Genomic DNA, 19,236 nt, shown 5'->3' on the forward strand with positions numbered 1-19,236 from the left:
TTTAGTTGGGTTTTCTTTTCCGCAATCCACGCGACTTTATCGCTGCAGTGGCGATATCGATGAACTTAAGATCAAATTCCTTGCGGTGCCGAAGCCACATCCATAACTTGCTTATCATACGGCTACGCATAGATAGTGCCATGGTATACCGCTTACGTAGCCGCATGAGATGGTCTTGCTGTTTAAGTAGGTTATCATAAACAACCTTTTCCGTTTTATGCGGAGCATGTTCTTCTAAAAAAAAGCCAAGCCACTGGGCATATGCAGTATTAGCATGCATTTTTTCCAAATCGTTGCCGGATGAAGTGATGGACAAGCTGTTGCTTCGGTAGTTAAATACAGGGTTGTTGGTATGGGCAATGCCCTTTTCGGCACTGGCAATATAGGCCGTGATATCATCTGACCCCCATGCCAGGGGCAACTTATAAAATCCTCCCTGCTGCCTAAGCGCATCGGCACGGTACACAAAGTCAGAAATGTATTGCGACCGCAACTGTCGCAGGCGATGCCAAATATTGTCGCATACCCGTTCATAGGATGGGTAAGCGGGCGTAAGCTGGAGTGCTTTACCACCATCATCAATGATGAGGCTCCTACAGTGAAACACATGCAAATCGGGGTATTCAGCAATCAACTTTGAAAATTCTTCCAAGTAATCGGGCTCCAAGCGATCATCATCACCCATCACCATGATGTATTCGCCTTGGGCTAATGACAAGCATTTATTCCAATTGTCAGTAAGCCTCCCAGCGCCGACATTGCTTTCATTCTCATGATAACGGATGCGAGAATCTATAAACCCAGATACGATTTGCCCAACCGGCTCCGGCGAACAATCGTTTAGCACAATCAGCTCGAAATCGGTGACCGACTGCCCGAGGATACTCCGGATACACTCCTCCAAGAAGTGGCTCTTATATGCAGGTATACAAATCGAAAATTTAGGCATTGCCCTTTCCTTTTCCCATAAGTGTTTCTTTCAGGTAACGGATATCCGGTGGTTTGATGACAAAAACCAACAGGTATACCAAGTAAACCAACACAAATATAGCCGAATTGACCATTACCGTGCCATAACCGCCAGGCATAGCAAGTATTTGGGCTACATAGCTGCTGATGAACCACGCCAGCACGCCCCCAATGGCAGCCGGCAGGAATGCCCGTGTGAAAAGCCGGAAACCATCCAGCCCTAGCACTTTTGGAATGTAATAACTATAATAAAACCCGATTTGCAGCACCATATACACCATATAACCTACGACGGCCGCGCCTACCTGTAAGGTTTTGGCAAAAACAACCGTAATGGGCAATGATACAATACAGGCGATGGCCGATGAATAGACAAGGAAACGTGTTTTGCCCGTTGAAAGTACCAAGCTGGCCACTGGTGTGTTGTGCATGGAAAGCAACACTGTGAGTAACCAAAGTGACAGCCAATGCGATAAATTTTCATATCCTGCTCCCATATATAGCAACAAGATGTCGTCCGCATTCAGAATCAACACAAAAACCATGAAAGCCAAGAAAATGGATATGTATTTGGTCGCCTCGAAAATCATACGTTCAATGCGTCGTTGGTCACCTTCTGCATACGCTTTGGAGGCCGAAGGAAGCAGCACCTGCATAAACACACCTCCGAAAGCCACAATGAGCATGGCGATGGTTTGGATAACCCGATAGTCAGTGAGGACTTCGATACCCTCGGCAAATTTGCCCAAAAGCAGTGGCCGCAGGTTGTTGGCGGTCAGCTGGAACAGTCCCATAGCGAAAATCGCCAAGCTGTAAACCAATATTTCCCTGAAGGCTTTTCCATGCCACCGCGGTGTCAGCAAAAAACCAATGGGCAATTGGAAAACGCGAAGCTTCCATATATAAAAGGGTATCGGCACCAGTGTAGATAGCGTATACCAGATAAAATAAGTAATGAGTGTCCATTGCAATTGGATGGCTATGAAGGCCACGGCGAAATTCAACACGCTACTGATCACGGTCACCCGATTCACAAAACCCAATTCATCCTTAGCACTCAGCAACTGGACAACCACATTAGAAAGCCAGCTCAATACGGTTGAGAAAGCCAAGATGTACATCATCTGCCTATATAATGGCAACTGTGCATCGGCCAGATTGAAAAGCTGTTGTCCATACGCAGACATGGCCAAAAACAGCAAGGCATTGGCCAATCCGATTATCCCATAAAAAATAATGCTTGAACGGGAAACTTCCCCTATTTTATCCCATTCGCCTTTCTCCGTCCACATGGAGAAAAAACGCACTGCCCCTATGTTGAATCCCAAATCCATGAGACGCAAATAGGCATTGAGGGAAAATGCGAGTGCAATCAGGCCATAATCTGTCTTGCCATAGAAACTCACCAGCAACGGGATGGTGATGAACTTGGCTAACGCATCCAGGATTTTAGCCAAGATGCCCCAAACAGAACCGGAGAAAACACGTTTGGCCCGGTTTGGGGTTCCCGTCTGTGGTACATTAGATTTTGAATGCATATTCAGCCGGCCAATATCGGCAAAAATGCTGATTGGGCAAAGCTATTCTCCGCTAGTCCTCCACAATCCGCTCAACAATGGTGACATCGCCATATGGACATGCTGCGTCTTTAACTGGGCAGTAACCCGTGGCGCCACGGAGGATCAAGAAACTTCCTATGGCTACTTCGGCCAAAGAAGAAAGCGGTGTTTTAAACATGCGGGTTATTCCGGTATACAGCACGAAAGCACCAGCGCCCACGGATAGTATGCGTTCGGATTTGGCTATATTACGGTTTTCATTGGCTTCTTTAAGCCGAGCCTTCACGTCATCAAAAATTTCTTTGGTCTTGGCGTTCATGATGTATGTTATCTTAAAACCTTTCCTTAATTGCTAATACAAACAACTAGCCGTCCATTTAGTTTTTGGAAGATTCATTTTCAAGCCAACGATCTGCGGACATTGTTCGTGTATTTTTCGCCTAGCTTGGTAAAATTGCTAAATTACCCGTACTTTGCCGTGACCTCCAACTCATAAAATACCGTTGATGGAAATATTAGGCTATATCCTGTCCGTTTTTATCGGCATTTCCCTAGGCCTGATAGGTGGTGGTGGATCTATCCTCACCGTACCTGTATTTGTATACTTGTTTCACCTCGAACCGACATTGGCTACTTCCTATTCCCTGTTTATTGTAGGATTGACCAGCCTTACCGGTACGGTGTATCAATACAGTAAGGGATATGTCAATGTGAAGGCAGCCCTCTCGTTTGGCCTTACTTCGGTAGTGACTGTTTTTCTAGTACGCAAATACCTATTGCCGGAAATCCCCGATATACTGCTGCAAGTAGGAGCCATCACAGTCACCAAATCCACTGCTATCATGGTTTTCTTTGCCGCCCTGATGTTGGCCGCATCAGTATCCATGATTCTCGGACACCGAGAAAAAGAACTCATCGGTGGGCAGACCAATTTGGTGAAATTGCTGGGTTATGGCGTTGGCATTGGCTTGGTCACAGGGCTCTTGGGTGCGGGAGGTGGTTTTCTGATTATTCCCGCACTGGTGTTGCTGGTCAAAATTCCAATAAAGAAAGCAATCGGCACTTCACTTTTCATTATCACCATCAATTCATTGGTGGGGTTTGCTGGCGACCTGGGGCATGTCTACATCGATTGGCAATTCCTATTCAAGATATTGGCCATCACGGTGCTTGGTGTTATCATTGGCAGCATCTTCGGTCGCCGGATATCGGGGGATAGATTGCGTTCCGGCTTTGGTTGGTTTGTCCTTACCATGGGGATTTATATTTTGAGTAGGGAATTGTTCTGAAGCGGAACACGGATGACGCTGATCATACTGATGGCCGCAGATTTTTTAACAGCAATGCTATAGAACAATCCATGGACATCAGCCCCATCCGTGTTATCTGCGTTCTATCTATTTTTGATTATCTTTGTAAGTTTGTAAGAAGGATGAAGATTGCTATCAAAAACATGGTATGCCCGCGCTGTATCCAAGCGGTGTCACAGGCTTTCGTAGCTATGGACATTACGCCGTTGGATGTGCGGCTTGGTGAGGCTGTATTGACCGAGCCGCTGACGAATGGACAGCGTATGGACTTACAGGAGAGACTGAATGTCATAGGATTCGAGTTACTGGATGACCAACAGCAGCAATTGGTCGAACGGATCAAGGCCATTATTATCCACCATGTGCATCAGTTGGAAGACAACCACTTTGTCTTTACTGATGTATTGCAAAAAGAGCTCAACAAAGAATATTCCCAACTGAGCAAACTATTTTCCGAAAAGGAAGGGATTACCATCGAACAATATGTCATTCTCCAACGTATGGAGAAAGTAAAGGAATTGCTTTCCTACAATGAATTGACATTAAGCGAGATTGCTTACCGATTGGGCTATAGCAGTGTGGCATACCTTTCGGCACAGTTTAAAAAAGTTACCGGCCTCACCCCTTCCCTATTTAAAAAACTCGGCATCAATCTGCGCAAACCGCTTGACCAATTACAATAATCATTCATGATCAAACAACTCGTTATGGTAGGAATAGGTGGAGGTGTCGGCAGCATCTTTCGTTTCCTCGTATCCGTCTTGACCAGTAAATATTTCCAAGGTACATTCCCTTTGGCCACATTTATCGTCAACTTGTCTGGCTGCTTTTTCATCGGCTTACTGGTAGGTTTCTTTAGCCAACCGCCCATTGCAAACACTAATCTACGGTTGTTGCTCATTACAGGGTTCTGCGGTGGCTACACGACCTTTTCCGCCTTTGCCAGCGAAAACTTACTACTCATGCAAAACAACCAATCTATAACGAGCATCGTCTATACCGTGACGAGCGTATCGTTGGGTATATTCTTTGTATGGGTAGGCGTGTGGGTGACCAAGATGGTTTGATTAAAATAATGTCGCACTACCCCCACTAACTTGTCCTTTTTACAACCTACTATCTAATAATTGGCTGTGTAAATTTGTACCGTACAATACGGTTATTATAATACACAGCATAATGTTATTAAAAAATAAGCATGCCATTGTCTATGGGGCCGGAGGGGCTGTCGCCCGGGCGTTTGCAAATGGATTGAATGCTGATGTTATAACGATCCCATTCAATCAATAGCACAAAACAGGGAATAAAAAAATATTAACAAACATATCCATCAACTTAGTTGTTAATTTTTCAAAATAGAATTATGAGCAATCGAGGAATGATTCAAAAAATGGTCGATGATATTGCTGTGGTAGAAGGGCAAATCAAATTCAAGGAGTCAAAAGGCGAGGTCAGGAAAATAATATCATATACAGTAAATAAATAATAACACACTTAACATTATGGAAATCTCAATCAATAGCGATATGCTAAAAATCAGCCTCCAATTATATCGCATGCATACACAACTCTTTAACAATGCCATTGTGGACATCCGTGCTGATGATGCCAAGCAACGTTTATTCGAACGTACCAATCACATCATATGGATGGTGGGCAACTTGGTGAATAACCGCTTTTGGCTTGCCAATGCGCTCGGCGTCTCGGACAAAGATCCTTTTGGCTCGTTGTTTGACGAAGCAAAGGCATTGGATGAAAGCTATGACTACCCTTCTTTGGAACAGCTCAAATCATCATGGCATCATATCTCTCCCTTATTATTCCACAAACTATGCGACATGACAACCGCGGAGCTGCTTTCCGCCTATGACATGGGAATGGGTGACATGGCATTTATGGAATCAAATTACCTCAGTGCCATTGCAATGAGCATTGATCGGGAAGAATACCTCATCGGGCAGCTGGGTTTAATGCGAAAGGCCTTAGGCTATCCCGCTATGGATTATCAGTTGGATGCAACAATACCCTATTGATTTCTATAAATCCGGGCAGGACCAGGAAAGCTATTTTTATTTGAAAAACATAAGTATCTGCTTGAATTCTTTAAATAAGTTCTCAACGTTGACTTTATCTTTGTTGTAGAAAAAATCATTGATATTATGCATTACAGAACTCTTGGAAAAACAGAAGAAAAGCTTTCAGCTATTGGCTTAGGCTGCATGGGGATGAGCTTTGCGTATGGTACATCGGATGACAAGGAAAACCTTGCTACCCTTCACAGGGCATTGGATCTTGGTATCAATTTTTGGGACACGGCAGACATGTACGGAAATGGTGCAAATGAAGAATTGTTATCACAGGTACTCGTATCCAATCGTGATAAAATCTTTATTGCCACAAAATTCGGTTTCAGGTTCAAGGGTGATGTCGCGGGGCACAGCGCTGCCTCCGGAACCTATTTCGATGGATCACCCGACTGGGTCAAAACGGCTGTGGAAAAAAGTTTGAAAAGGCTCAAGATCGAAACCATAGACCTTTACTACGCACATCGTGTAGACCCTAACGTCCCAGTGGAAGAAACCGTTGGCGCTATGGCCGAATTGGTGAAAGAAGGTAAGGTACGTTATTTGGGTTTGAGTGAGGCCTCTGCAAAATCACTAAGGAAAGCAAATGCCGTACATCCCATTGCGGCGCTCCAATCCGAGTATTCGCTATTGGAGCGAGGTGTGGAAGGCGAAATACTGGATACCGCCCGTGAATTGGGTATCACCCTCGTTCCCTATTCGCCATTGGGGCGTGGGCTAATTACCAATACACAACAGGTGGATCAATTAGAGGAACGTGATTTCAGAAAAACACTCCCGCGGTATAATGGAGAACATTGGGAAAACAACCTCAAGTTAGTCTCCGAATTCGCCGCATTGGCCGAACAAAAAAATTGCACTGCCGCACAACTGGCCCTTGCCTGGGTGTTGGCCCAAGGGGAAGACATCATTCCCATCCCCGGAACCCGCCGGATAAAATATCTGGAACAAAACGCGCAGGCCGTGGATATCGCATTGTCTGCCGATGACCTTGCCACTATCGAAGCGATGGTTGCAAAATACCCCAATATAGGTGCCCGTTATTCCGAAGGTGCGCTGAAATTGGTTAATAATTGAAAGGTTTCAAGACAAATAAGGGCTAAACAATAGCCCAGAAGCATACGACAGTGCCCCAATGTCGTATGCTTTTGCTTTATTTTAATCAAATGATTAAAAGATTTGGTTAAATCAAAACAACCTATTATCTTTGCAGCGTACAACGATGGAAATGACCAAAAAGAAGGAAATAAAAACAGACCTCAGCACGGAGGAAAAAATTAAGGAGGCTGCACGTAAGGTATTCACACAGAAAGGATACGCGGCCACACGCACCCGAGATATCGCCGAAGAAGCAGGCATTAACCTGGCATTACTCAACTACTACTTTCGCAGCAAGGAAAAGCTCTTCGAGTTGGTGATTATGGAGAAAATGCATTTATTGCTAGGTAAAATTGCCCCTATCCTGATGGATGAAGAAACCAGTATTGAGCAAAAGGTTGAACAGGTGGCAGCGCATTATATAGACACCTTATTGGCCAATCCAGATATTCCCTTGTTTGTATTAGGTGAAATCAAAAACAATCCTGACAAATTTGCGAACTTGATCAGTACCAAAACAAAGATTGTCGATTCGGCTTTCTTCAGGCAACTTGGGGAAAGACGCCCCGATGTGAATCCGCTGCATTTCATTTTCAATATGTTGGGCCTGATTGTGTTTCCGTTCATTGGCAAGCCTTTGCTGCAATTGATTACTGGTGTGAGCTCCGAGGAAGTCATTGTCATCATGAACGAACGAAAGAAATTGACCAAAATATGGTTTAAAGCCATGCTGGAAGCGGAGTAACTGCACAACATTATCGCTAAGTACTGTTATGATATAAGTAAATTTTTTTAACCCTACATTAATCAAATGATTAATTCAAAATGATAAATAAAATGATTAACCCTTATCTCACCCTGTTATGTATCTGTTGCCTGGCTATTCCGCATGCAACCATACAGGCACAAACCAGGTTTCTCACTTTGGCTGAGAGCTATACATTGGCCATTGAAAACTATCCCATGGCCAAACAGCGGAACCTCATCGCCCGCAGTGCAGTGTATTCCATTGAACAAGCCAACACGGGTTACTTACCCCAAATCAACATCAACGGACAAGCTACCTACCAATCCGCGGTCACGCAAATCCCCATACAGGTTCCCGGCATTGACATGCCCTCACTGAGTAAAGACCAATATAAACTGTACGGGGAAATGAACCAAAGTCTTTATGATGCTGGCGTTACCAAGCTGCAAAAGCAAGCCACAGTGGCCAATGCCAGCGTAGAAGAGCAGGCATTAGAAGTGGAATTACATGGCATCAAGGAACGCATCAATCAGCTTTTTTTTGGTGTCCTGCTATTGGATGCCCAGCTTGAGCAAAACAGCCTACTTGAAAAGGATATCCGTGCTGGCCTAGAGAAGACCAATACGGCCATCGCCAACGGTACGGCATTGAAAAGTAGCGGCAGTCTACTCGAGGCCGAATTGCTCAAAGCTCGGCAACGAACCGTTGAACTACAGACCACCCGCAAGGCGTATGTGCAGATGTTAGGATTATTCATTAATCGGCAACTGGACGAAAACACTGTATTCGAAAGGCCCGAGTCCTTGCTTGTTTCGCAGGAAATCAACCGCCCCGAGCTAGGCTTGTATACAGCACAGCAAAATAACATCGACGTGGAAAACAAAATGCTCACTGCCAAGAATCTTCCTAAACTAGGCTTCTTTCTACAAGGTGGATTTGGCCGCCCCGCATTGAACATGCTGAGTAATGCTTTTGAGGCCTATTATTACGGCGGTATCCGATTGAGCATCCCACTCTCTGGTTTTTATACCCTGAAGAAAGAAAGGGCTTTGCTGGGCATCAGGCAGGAAGCCATAGCGGTGCAAGAGGAGACGTTCCTGTTCAATACCGACCTCTCACTCAAGCAGCAAAACACGGAGTTGACCAAGTACGAAACCCTATTGGAAACCGACAATGAAATCATTGCGCTTCGCACATCCGTAAAGGACGCAGCGCTCGCGCAACTGGAAAATGGGGTCATCAATACGGCCGATTATGTTCGCGAAGTACATGCTGAGGATAATGCCAAGCTGACAAAAATCCTCCACGAAATCCAGTTATTGATGATTCAATATGATATACAACAAACAACCGGTAATTAACAACAATATTTACAGCAATGAATAACGTAAGAACAATCGCATTTGCCATCCTCCTATTGGCATCATGCACCAGCAAACAGAATGACTACGATGCCTCTGGGACATTTGAAGCAGTGGAAACCATTATTTCCGCAGAGGCGAATGGTGCCATCAAGACCCTAGATATCCAGGAAGGCCAACAGCTCCAAGCCGGACAGGTTATCGGTTATGTGGATACCACGCAGCTCTATCTGAAAAAGAGGCAGCTCCAATCGCAGATAGGTGCCGTGCTCAGCAAAAAACCCAACGTGGCCATACAGGTAGCTGCTTTGCAGGAACAACTCAGTCAGGCCATCCGCGAACAGCAACGGATAGCCAACATGGCAAAGGCGGATGCCGCTACCCCCAAACAGTTGGATGATGCCAATGCGCAGGTAGCTGTCATCAAAAAACAAATCGCGGCGCAGCAATCAACCTTGGGCATCACGTCAACCAGTATCACACAAGAAGCATCACCGTTGGAAATACAGATTGCTCAATTGGAAGACCAACTGGCCAAAAGCTATATCATCAATCCCGTGGATGGAACCGTATTGGTGAAGTATGCCGAAGCCAATGAAATGGCCGCTGTGGGTAAACCGCTGTACAAAATAGCGAACCTATCTTCCATCATCCTCCGGGCGTATGTGACCGGACCACAATTTGCGCAGCTCGAGATCAATCAACAGGTAACCGTTCTGGTGGATGGCGAAGACGGGAAATATCGTGAATATGAGGGAATAGTGGAATGGATCAGCGACAAGGCCGAATTCACCCCGAAGACCATCCAAACTAAGGACGAAAGGGAGAACCTAGTGTATGCCGTTAAAATCAAGGTGAAGAATGATGGTTTGCTGAAAATCGGTATGTATGGGGAAGTAAGGTTTGATTCACGCTGATGCGCGGATACGCACTTCGTAGATGCTCTATTCGCGAATAAACGAATGAGCGATTACGCAAATCAACAACAAACGAAATGGTCACATTAAACAACATCACAAAAACATACAACAAGGGTGCGCTAAAAGCGGTGGACAACGTTTCGTTTACCGTAGAGAAAGGCGAACTGTTTGGTCTCATTGGGCCGGATGGTGCGGGCAAGAGCAGCATATTCCGCATGCTTACCACCCTCCTCCTCCCCGATGGGGGCACCGCCACGGTGGATGGACACGACATCGTAAAGGACTATAAGCAAATCCGTAGCAGTGTGGGCTACATGCCGGGTAGGTTTTCGCTCTATCAAGATCTGAGTATCGAGGAAAACCTCCATTTCTTCGCTACCGTATTCAATACCACTGTGGAAGAAAATTACCACCTTATCGAAGACATCTATGTGCAGATAGCGCCATTCAAAAAACGCAGGGCAGGGAAATTGTCTGGTGGGATGAAGCAAAAGCTGGCCCTTTGTTGTGCACTAATCCACAAACCTACCGTGCTTTTCCTGGATGAACCCACCACCGGAGTAGATCCTGTATCACGCAAAGAATTCTGGGAAATGCTTAAACGCCTGAAACAGCAGGGCATCACCATACTGGTGTCTACCCCTTATATGGACGAGGCTTCATTGTGCGATCGCATTGCATTGATGCAAAACGGGCGAGTCCTATCCATAGATACTCCGCAAGGTATCATAGCGGGTTATCCAAGCAGTTTATACGCAGTGAAAGCTACGGATATGCCACGTCTTATCCACGTATTACCCACCTATGAGCCACCTTTTAATAGCTATATATTCGGTGAGTATATCCACATCGACATGCGGGTCATGGATGACCAACCCCCAATCGAAAACCTGACACACTTCCTGACTAACGCAGGTTTTGAAGACATTGAGGTAGTATCCATCACGCCCACCATTGAAGATTGCTTTATTAAAATGTTGACCAAATGAACCCACAGGAACCAGTAATCAAAACGGAAAAATTGACCAAGCGATTCGGTGATTTCATTGCTGTCAATGAGATTACCTTTGAAGTATACAAAGGCGAGATATTCGGCTTTCTTGGGGCAAACGGAGCAGGTAAAACCACCGCCATGCGCATGCTGTGCGGGCTCTCCACCCCTTCGGCTGGCCATGCTACCATCGCAGGCTTCGATATCTATCGGCAAACTGAGCAAATCAAACGGAACATTGGCTACATGAGCCAAAAATTTTCTCTGTATGAAGATCTCACGGTACTGGAAAATATCCGCTTCTTTGGTGGCATCTATGGCTTGGGCGATAGGCAACTCAAGTCAAAAAGCCAAGAACTTATTGAGCGGTTGGGTCTGCAAGCTGAAGCAAAAAAACTCGTAGGGGAATTGCCCCTAGGCTGGAAACAGAAACTCGCCTTTTCGGTGTCGGTACTGCATGAGCCGAGCATTGTGTTCCTCGATGAACCTACCGGCGGCGTGGATCCTGTAACACGCAGGCAATTCTGGGCACTCATTTATGAGGCCGCAAGCAACGGCATCACGGTATTTGTGACCACACACTACATGGATGAAGCTGAGTACTGCAACCGTATCTCCATCATGGTAGATGGTAGCATCGAAGCCCTGGGAACACCGAAGCAATTGAAGAGCCAAATGAACGAAACTTCCATGGACGGCGTGTTTTACCAGTTGGCGCGCGGAGCGAAAAGAGGAGAATAAAATGAAACAGTTTATCACATTCGTAAAAAAGGAGTTCTACCACGTGTTGCGTGATCGCAGAACCCTACTCATTCTGTTTGGTATGCCCGTAGCTCAAATACTCATCTTCGGGTTTGCGCTTACCAATGAGGTGAAAAATGCCAAAATAGTGGTAGTGGATCATGCCAAAGACGAAGCTTCTCGGCACATTACCGAGCGCATTGCTGCCAGCCAGTATTTCGATATCCAGGAAGGTTTGATGGACAGGGATCGTATGGAGGCGGCGTTCAAGGAAGGCCAAATCAAGCTGGCCATCGTTTTCCCGCGCAACTTCCGCAACGATCTACTGCATCAAAACCACGCCCAAATACAGGTAGTGGCCGATGCTTCCGACCCGAACAATGCAACGACGCTGACCAATTATGTGTCATCTATCATACAGGACTATCAGATGGGACTGAATGAGAACGCTACCCTACCCTACCAAATCGTTCCGCAAATTCGGATGTTATACAACCCTCAGCTGAAAGGCGCACCCAATTTTGTGCCGGGCGTGATGGCATTGGTGCTGATGCTGGTTTCCGTGATGATGACCGCCATCTCCATCGTCAAGGAAAAGGAAACAGGCACCATGGAGATACTGCTCGTATCACCGTTCAAACCCGTATGGGTTATTCTTTCCAAAGCCGTGCCCTACCTGTTCCTTTCGCTCATTAATGTGCTTTCTATCTTGTTGATGAGCGTATTCGTACTGCAGCTCCCCGTAATGGGCAGTTGGCTGTTGCTCTTTGCCGAAAGCACCTTGTTCATCATCACCTGCCTCACCTTGGGGATATTCATTTCCATCAAGACGCAGTCGCAACAAGTGGCCATGCTCATTTCACTAATGGGCATGCTGCTACCTACGATGATGTTCAGTGGGTTTATGTTTCCCATTGAAAACATGCCCGTACCCTTACAAATCATCTCCAACATCGTTCCCGCGAAATGGTTTTATATCATCGTGAAATCCATCATGATCAAGGGTGTGGGGTTTGAAGGGATTTGGAAGGAAACCCTGATCCTATGTGGGATCACGCTGTTTTTCTTCGTGGTTAGTTTGAGGAGTTTTAAAATACGGTTGGAATAATGACTATTGGAACACAGAGGAAACGGATTCGACAGATAAAATGGATTATCAGCTTACCACAGATGGGACAGCAAAACAGACCAGCGCGCATCCGTCAAATCTGTGTAATCAGCGTTCAGTTATAACAAATGAGAACAATTAGATTTTTATTACAAAAAGAGTTCCGGCAGATTTTCCGGAACAAGGCCATTCTAGCATTGATCATGGTGATGCCAATTATCCAATTGATCATTTTACCCCTTGCCGCTGACTATGAGATAAAAAACATCAATCTTTCTGTAGTGGACCATGACCATTCGCCCTATTCAAGACATTTGATTTCAACGATCACGGCATCGGGTTATTTCAGGCTACAGGGCTACCATTCTTCCATGCGTGAGGCATACGACCTTATTGAACAGGATAAATCAGATCTGGCGTTGGAAATACCAAGTGGCTTCGAACGAAACCTCATCCGCCAACAGGTGGACAAACAGCAGTTGTTCATTGCCGTCAATGCCATCAACGGAACCAAGGCCGGCTTAGGAGGTGCGTACCTTTCCAGCATCATCCGTGATTACAACCAGCATATCCGTATGGAATGGATTACACCTGCGCGCATCCAGCCCATACCTACCATCGAAGTAGTGCCGTCCAACCGGTTCAACCCCCTGCTTAAATACCAATTTTTCATGGTACCCGGTATCTTGGCCATTTTATTGACCATGGTAGGTGGATTCCTTTCTGCCTTGAACATTGTAAAAGAAAAGGAAATCGGTACGATTGAGCAAATCAATGTAACTCCTATCAAAAAGCACCACTTCATCCTGGGCAAACTTATTCCGTTTTGGGTATTAGGCAATGTGGTCTTCACATTGGGTCTATTGGTATCATGGCTTATCTATGGCATCTTTCCACAAGGCAATATATTGGCCATGTATGGTTTCATCTGGGTTTTCCTGTTGGCTGTGCTTGGATTCGGTCTTCTCATATCCACCTATACCGATACGCAGCAACAGGCCATGTTCATCATGTTTTTTTTCATGATGATATTCATCCTGATGGGAGGACTATTTACATCGATAGACAGCATGCCCGCCTGGGCCAAGGTGGTATCCAGGCTGAACCCTGTGAGTTACCTGGTGGAAGTGATGCGGATGATTATTCTCAAGGGAAGCGGCTGGAGCGATATTCTGCCACATTTAGGCACGATGTTGGGGTTTGCCGCGGCATTAAATGGCTGGGCAATATGGAACTATCGGAAAACCAGTTAATTATAAATTAATGACAGCTGTCTTTTGGCAAGACTTTTGGTATACATTAATTTAACATTCGGGGTAAAAAACCTTTTATACGGCCAGGTTTCTTTGCGTTCTATTCAAATTGTTAATTAATTGTCAAAGTTAGGTTAACCGACATTTTGACCAATTTGAACGAAAAGTCAACCTTGTTATCACATGCATTTGAAAGTTCCTTTGTATTATGATTTAATACACCCTTAAAATATTGATAACATTAAAACGTCAGCCGAATAAAAAAACATCAAACTCAAAAATATGTTGAAGCGAAATGAGCAAAAAGTTACAAAATAGGGTATCTTCATTTAAGGACGCCCAAATCGTCAAACAGAGCGGACTATATACTTATTTCCGCGCAATTCAATCCGGTCAGGACACGGAAGTGACCATACAGGGCAAACGTGTACTGATGTTTGGATCGAATTCATACCTCGGTCTTACTAACCATCCGAAGATCATCGAAGCTACGCAAAAGGCCACGGCCAAATACGGCACAGGGTGCGCAGGATCACGGTTCCTCAATGGCACATTGGATATCCATGAGGAATTGGAACACCAATTAGCGACCTATACTGGAAAGGAAGCGGCTTTGCTTTTCAGCACAGGCTTCCAAGCTAATTTAGGAGCACTTTCCTGTCTCACGGGGCGGAACGATTACATCTTGCTAGACGAACGCAATCATGCTTCACTGATTGATGGAAGCCGTTTATCCTTTTCAAAGGTCATCAAATATGCGCATAACGACATGCAGGATCTCCACCGCAAGCTGGAGCAGCTACCCGAGGATGCACTAAAGCTTATTGCTACGGATGGAATTTTCAGCATGGAGGGTGACATTGTCAAATTACCTGAATTAAATGAGCTTGCTATGATGTATGATGCCGCGGTCATGGTCGACGATGCCCATAGCCTTGGCGTCATTGGCAGCCTTGGTGCAGGTACGGCAGACCATTTTGGTCTTACTGAACAAACCGACCTCATCATGGGAACCTTCAGCAAGTCGTTGGCGTCCTTGGGAGGCTTCATTGCTAGTGACGTAACCACCATCGAATACCTGAAACACCGTGCCCGGTCACTAATGTTCAGTGCCAGCATGACACCGGCCTCCGCGGCCAGCACATTGGCTGCATTGGAAATCATCCGTTCGGAACCTGAACACATGCAACGATTGTGGGAAAACACTCTTTATGCAAAGCAATTGCTGATAGAAAATGGTTTTGATTTGGGTAAAACAGAAAGCCCCATTCTCCCGGTATACATCCGTGACAATGAGAAAACCTTCCGAATTACCCAGCTACTGCATGATGACGGCGTATTTGTCAATCCGATTGTATCTCCTGCCGTACCCACCGAAGAATCATTGATTAGGTTTTCACTCATGGCCACCCATACATTTTCCCAAATAGAGGAAGCAATTGAGAAATTGGTAAAGGCATATCGTTTTGTCAATCCTGAAATTATAGACGTAACGTTATGATAGCATTGGTTACCATCAAGGACAAGCGCGGGGTGAAGCGTTTCATCGACTTTCCCCATAAGCTTTATGAAGCTGATGCGCATTACGTGCCGGAATTGTTCGTCAGCCAGCAGGAAATGCTCTGGCCAGGCAGCCATCCATTTTATGAACATTCCAGCGCCCAGCTATTCCTGGTCTGTAATGGGGATAAGATTATGGGAAGGATCGCGGCAATCTTAAATAATAATCATAATGCCTATACCGGCAACAAAGAGGGCTTCTTTGGCTTTTTTGACTGCATAAACCAGCAGGAAATCGCAGACATGCTGTTAAATGCGGCATCCGCATGGCTCCGGTCAAAGGGCATGGAGAACATGATTGGCCCCATTAACTTAACGACCAATGATACCTGCGGACTGTTGGTGGAGGGTTTTGACTGCCCACCTGTGATCATGATGCCATACAACAAACCATACTATGAGCATTTGTTAGTTCAGTACGGATTGCGAAAGAAAACGGATCTTTTTGCCTACCGGGTTAGCAAAGCGACAGCCAATCAAAAGGCAGTAAAATTAGTGGGGAAACTGGAAGAAAGGCTGCAAACCAAAGGAATTGTTATTCGGGAAATCAATATGCGTGATTTCAAAAACGAAATCATAAAAGTGCGGGAAGTATATAACAAAGCATGGGATAAAAATCTGGGATTCGTGCCCATGACAGCAGCAGAGTTTACCCATGCTGCCAATAGCATGAAATTGATCCTCGACCACCGGTTTTGCATTGTAGCGGAAAAGGAAGGGAAACTGGTTGGGTTTGCGCTTGGCATTCCCGACATCAACCAGATACAGATCAACATAAAAAAGGGTCGTCTTTTCCCAACCGGTATCTTCAAGTTGCTGCTCAACAAAAAAAGGACTGACACACTACGCGTGCTCATGCTTGGTGTAATCGAAGGTTACCGAAAGATGGGCATTGAAGCCTGCCTATATGGCCGGATTATCAATAATGCGGCGCATACTCGAATTAGGCAAGCAGAGTGTTCTTGGATGCTTGAGGATAATTATCTGATGAATCATGCTATTGAGCAAATCAACGGCGAATTGTACAAACGTTACCGGATTTTTGAAAAAAAACTATGAGCGCGAAGATCGCGAAAATATTGATAACAGGAGCAAGTGGCTTTATAGGATATCACCTGCTGAAAGCAGCGAAATCCAGGGGCTTTGAAACGCATGCTGGGATACGGAAAGGCAGTGAAATTTCCCACTTGCAAGGGTTGGTGGATGATTTTGTCTACCTGCAATACGATTCAGTAGAAAATCTTGTAAGCACCTTGAGCGAACAGCAATATCAATATATTATTCATACAGCGGCACTGACACGGTCGAACAGTAAAAGCACACTATTCCGTGTCAACGTTGAATACACGAAAAATCTGGCTTTGGCTGCACAAGCCTCAAAAATTCCCTTACGTGCTTTTGTTTTTGTGAGCAGCTTAGCGGCGGTAGGCCCCCTTGAATACGATGCCGTAAAACCCATCAATGAGCACTCGCCGCTCCATCCGGTGACTGCCTATGGACAAAGCAAATGCATTGCCGAGCAGCAATTGTTGGCCATAAAAGGCCTGCCACTGACGATCATACGGCCAACAGCGGTATACGGCCCGCGCGAACGTGATTTACTGGTGCTGTTTAATACTATAGCCAGCGGGTGGGACTTTTATATCGGCCGTATCCGACAAAAACTGAGTTTTGTCTATGTGGAAGATTTAGCAGGAGTGATTATTGATGCTGCCATCCAACGCGAATCAGCACAGGAGCCAAAGACTTATACTATCTCGGACGGAAATATATATGGCAGGTATGAGGTAGCTGATCTCGTAAAGACGCTACTTCCACGGAAGGCATTCCGATTGCACCTTCCCCTAGGGATTGTCAAAGCAGCCGCCAATGTCCTGGAGTGGTCGTATCGCCAATCGGTGAAGCCGCCAGTTATCTATCGCGAGCGCATCAATGAATTAACAGCCCCCAATTGGGAATGCGACATCGCCGCCGCTAAACAGGATTTGGCCTTTGCACCGCAATATGATTTGAAAAAAGGGCTTGCAAAAACCATCTCTTGGTATAAAGCAAATAAGTGGATGAGTCAATAAACAATAAAAATTTAAAAAAACAGCATTTAAAATTAGATATATGGAAAATCAAGTAAAAAAAGCGGAAGGGAAGCTAGGAATTTTGATCCCGGGACTCGGTGCCGTTGCATCGACGTTAATTGCCGGATTGGCAACCATCAATAAAGGACTTGCCAAACCCATTGGATCAATTTCTCAAATGAGCACGATACGATTGGGCAAGCGAACGGAGAATCGCAACCCGTTGATCAAAGACTTTGTCCCGTTAGCAAATCTAAAGGATATCGTCTTTGGCGGATGGGATATCTATGAAGACAACGTGTATGAGGCAGCCTCCAACGCAAGGGTATTGGAACAGACTCAACTTGATTTGGTAAGGGAGGAACTGGAATCGATAAAACCAATGAAAGCGGTTTTTGACAGGGATTTTGTAAAGAACTTGGATGGCACGCATGTCAAAACCGGAACCCGTCGGGAACTTGCCTATGCCGTTATCGAAGACATACAAAACTTCAAACAAGTGAACGGATGTGACCGCATCGTCGTACTTTGGTGCGGATCAACGGAAAAATATATCGAAGAATGCGAAGTGTTTTCCAGCCTAATTAACTTTGAACGGGGTCTTGATGAAGACGACAAACGGATTTCCCCCAGTATGGTATATGCCTATGCGGCCATTAAATCTGGAGTCCCCTTTGTAAACGGGGCACCCAATCTCACCTGTGACATCCCAGCCTTGATCGAGCTATCCATTTTGGCAGAAGTGCCCATTGCCGGCAAGGATTTTAAAACCGGGCAAACCCTAATGAAAACCATTATAGCTCCTGGCTTACAGGCACGTGCATTAGGGGTATCCGGCTGGTTCTCTACCAACATCTTGGGCAATAGGGATGGCTATGTGCTGGATCGTCCCGAAAACTTCAAGAGCAAGGAAGTCACCAAACTGGGTGTGTTGGAAGAGATTTTCGATGCAGAGAAGAACCCGGATTTGTACAGCGACCTGTACCACAAAATCCGCATCAATTATTATCCTCCGCACGGCGACAGCAAGGAAAGCTGGGACAACATCGACATCTTCGGGTGGTTGGGCTATAAAATGCAGATCAAGGTCAATTTCCTTTGCAGAGATTCCATATTGGCTGCTCCGGTTGCGTTGGATTTGGCTTTGTTTATCGATTTGGCCAAGCGGGCAGGAATGTACGGCATTCAGGAATGGTTATCCTTTTACCTCAAATCTCCTCAAACAGCACCGGGGTTACCCCCAGAGCATGATATCTTCAAGCAGCTCATTAAGCTTCAGAATACGCTGAGACATATTATGGGTGAAGATTTGATTACGCATTTGGGACTGGATTACTACCAGGAATTGGTGGATAGCATGTAATGCCCGTGAACCCACTTTAGGTGTTCCGTATGTATGTTATGTATCCAATCCAAATTGGGGTGCATAACATACCATACGAATACTCAAACCAGGTATGGA

The 19,236-nt window shown here is 45.4% G+C and carries 19 protein-coding genes; 16 read left to right on the plus strand and 3 right to left on the minus strand.

Going from position 1 to position 19,236, the window contains the following annotated elements:
* Position 1: 1 nt before the first annotated feature.
* From NF543_RS20340 to NF543_RS20350, 3 genes are read right to left on the minus strand one after another with little or no spacing between them, the layout of a single operon-like run.
* Positions 2-949 (minus strand): glycosyltransferase family 2 protein, encoded by a 948-nt coding sequence (locus NF543_RS20340; RefSeq protein WP_257670035.1) that lies wholly within the window; start codon positions 947-949, stop codon positions 2-4.
* The gene (locus NF543_RS20345) at positions 942-2,507 is read right to left on the minus strand and encodes a lipopolysaccharide biosynthesis protein (protein ID WP_257670036.1); all 1,566 of its coding nucleotides are present in this window, start codon (positions 2,505-2,507) and stop codon (positions 942-944) included. The genes NF543_RS20340 and NF543_RS20345 overlap by 8 nt, the downstream gene beginning before the upstream one ends.
* A 52-nt stretch (positions 2,508-2,559) precedes the next feature.
* A complete protein-coding gene (locus NF543_RS20350) occupies positions 2,560-2,847 on the minus strand; it encodes a YgaP family membrane protein (protein ID WP_257670037.1) in 288 nt (95 codons plus the stop codon).
* 187 nt (positions 2,848-3,034) lie between these two features.
* On the opposite strand from NF543_RS20350, the gene NF543_RS20355 reads away from it, so the two are divergent.
* The 16 genes from NF543_RS20355 (at position 3,035) to NF543_RS20430 (ending at position 19,137) form a co-directional block, all read left to right on the plus strand.
* On the plus strand, positions 3,035-3,817 hold the full coding sequence (locus NF543_RS20355) for a sulfite exporter TauE/SafE family protein (protein ID WP_257670038.1): 783 nt from the start codon (positions 3,035-3,037) through the stop codon (positions 3,815-3,817).
* Between the two features lie 143 nt (positions 3,818-3,960).
* Positions 3,961-4,521 (plus strand): helix-turn-helix domain-containing protein, encoded by a 561-nt coding sequence (locus NF543_RS20360; RefSeq protein ID WP_257670039.1) that lies wholly within the window; start codon positions 3,961-3,963, stop codon positions 4,519-4,521.
* Positions 4,522-4,527: 6 nt separating this feature from the next.
* Positions 4,528-4,905 carry a fluoride efflux transporter CrcB gene (gene crcB / locus NF543_RS20365; RefSeq protein WP_257670040.1) on the plus strand — a complete coding sequence of 126 codons (378 nt, stop codon included), beginning with the start codon at positions 4,528-4,530 and terminating at the stop codon, positions 4,903-4,905.
* 435 nt (positions 4,906-5,340) lie between these two features.
* The gene (locus NF543_RS20370) at positions 5,341-5,871 is read left to right on the plus strand and encodes a DinB family protein (protein WP_257670041.1); all 531 of its coding nucleotides are present in this window, start codon (positions 5,341-5,343) and stop codon (positions 5,869-5,871) included.
* Positions 5,872-5,997: 126 nt separating this feature from the next.
* The gene (locus NF543_RS20375; RefSeq protein ID WP_257670042.1) at positions 5,998-6,999 is read left to right on the plus strand and encodes an aldo/keto reductase; all 1,002 of its coding nucleotides are present in this window, start codon (positions 5,998-6,000) and stop codon (positions 6,997-6,999) included.
* Between the two features lie 151 nt (positions 7,000-7,150).
* Positions 7,151-7,765, plus strand: coding sequence for a TetR/AcrR family transcriptional regulator (locus NF543_RS20380; protein ID WP_257670043.1), 615 nt, complete (start codon positions 7,151-7,153; stop codon positions 7,763-7,765).
* A gap of 92 nt (positions 7,766-7,857) precedes the next feature.
* Complete coding sequence (locus NF543_RS20385) at positions 7,858-9,129, plus strand: TolC family protein (protein WP_257670044.1); 1,272 nt, start codon at positions 7,858-7,860, stop codon at positions 9,127-9,129.
* Between the two features lie 17 nt (positions 9,130-9,146).
* A complete protein-coding gene (locus NF543_RS20390) occupies positions 9,147-10,046 on the plus strand; it encodes an HlyD family secretion protein (RefSeq protein ID WP_257670045.1) in 900 nt (299 codons plus the stop codon).
* A gap of 77 nt (positions 10,047-10,123) precedes the next feature.
* A complete protein-coding gene (locus NF543_RS20395; RefSeq protein ID WP_257670046.1) occupies positions 10,124-11,038 on the plus strand; it encodes an ABC transporter ATP-binding protein in 915 nt (304 codons plus the stop codon).
* The gene (locus tag NF543_RS20400) at positions 11,035-11,781 is read left to right on the plus strand and encodes an ABC transporter ATP-binding protein (protein ID WP_257670047.1); all 747 of its coding nucleotides are present in this window, start codon (positions 11,035-11,037) and stop codon (positions 11,779-11,781) included. Before NF543_RS20395 ends, NF543_RS20400 begins: the two co-directional genes overlap by 4 nt.
* Before the next feature lies 1 nt (position 11,782).
* Positions 11,783-12,889: an ABC transporter permease gene (locus NF543_RS20405; RefSeq protein ID WP_257670048.1), complete on the plus strand. Its 1,107-nt coding sequence runs from the start codon at positions 11,783-11,785 to the stop codon at positions 12,887-12,889.
* 128 nt (positions 12,890-13,017) lie between these two features.
* Positions 13,018-14,142 (plus strand): ABC transporter permease, encoded by a 1,125-nt coding sequence (locus tag NF543_RS20410; RefSeq protein ID WP_257670049.1) that lies wholly within the window; start codon positions 13,018-13,020, stop codon positions 14,140-14,142.
* A 295-nt stretch (positions 14,143-14,437) separates the two neighbouring features.
* Positions 14,438-15,643, plus strand: coding sequence for a serine palmitoyltransferase (spt, locus tag NF543_RS20415; RefSeq protein ID WP_257670050.1), 1,206 nt, complete (start codon positions 14,438-14,440; stop codon positions 15,641-15,643).
* Positions 15,640-16,761 (plus strand): hypothetical protein, encoded by a 1,122-nt coding sequence (locus NF543_RS20420; RefSeq protein WP_257670051.1) that lies wholly within the window; start codon positions 15,640-15,642, stop codon positions 16,759-16,761. Before spt ends, NF543_RS20420 begins: the two co-directional genes overlap by 4 nt.
* Positions 16,758-17,774: an NAD-dependent epimerase/dehydratase family protein gene (locus tag NF543_RS20425; protein ID WP_257670052.1), complete on the plus strand. Its 1,017-nt coding sequence runs from the start codon at positions 16,758-16,760 to the stop codon at positions 17,772-17,774. Before NF543_RS20420 ends, NF543_RS20425 begins: the two co-directional genes overlap by 4 nt.
* A gap of 40 nt (positions 17,775-17,814) precedes the next feature.
* Complete coding sequence (locus NF543_RS20430) at positions 17,815-19,137, plus strand: inositol-3-phosphate synthase (protein ID WP_257670053.1); 1,323 nt, start codon at positions 17,815-17,817, stop codon at positions 19,135-19,137.
* The last annotated feature ends 99 nt before the right edge of the window (positions 19,138-19,236 follow it).

Origin of the sequence: Parapedobacter tibetensis (assembly GCF_024704835.1) — a bacterium.
Classification (GTDB): domain Bacteria; phylum Bacteroidota; class Bacteroidia; order Sphingobacteriales; family Sphingobacteriaceae; genus Parapedobacter; species Parapedobacter tibetensis.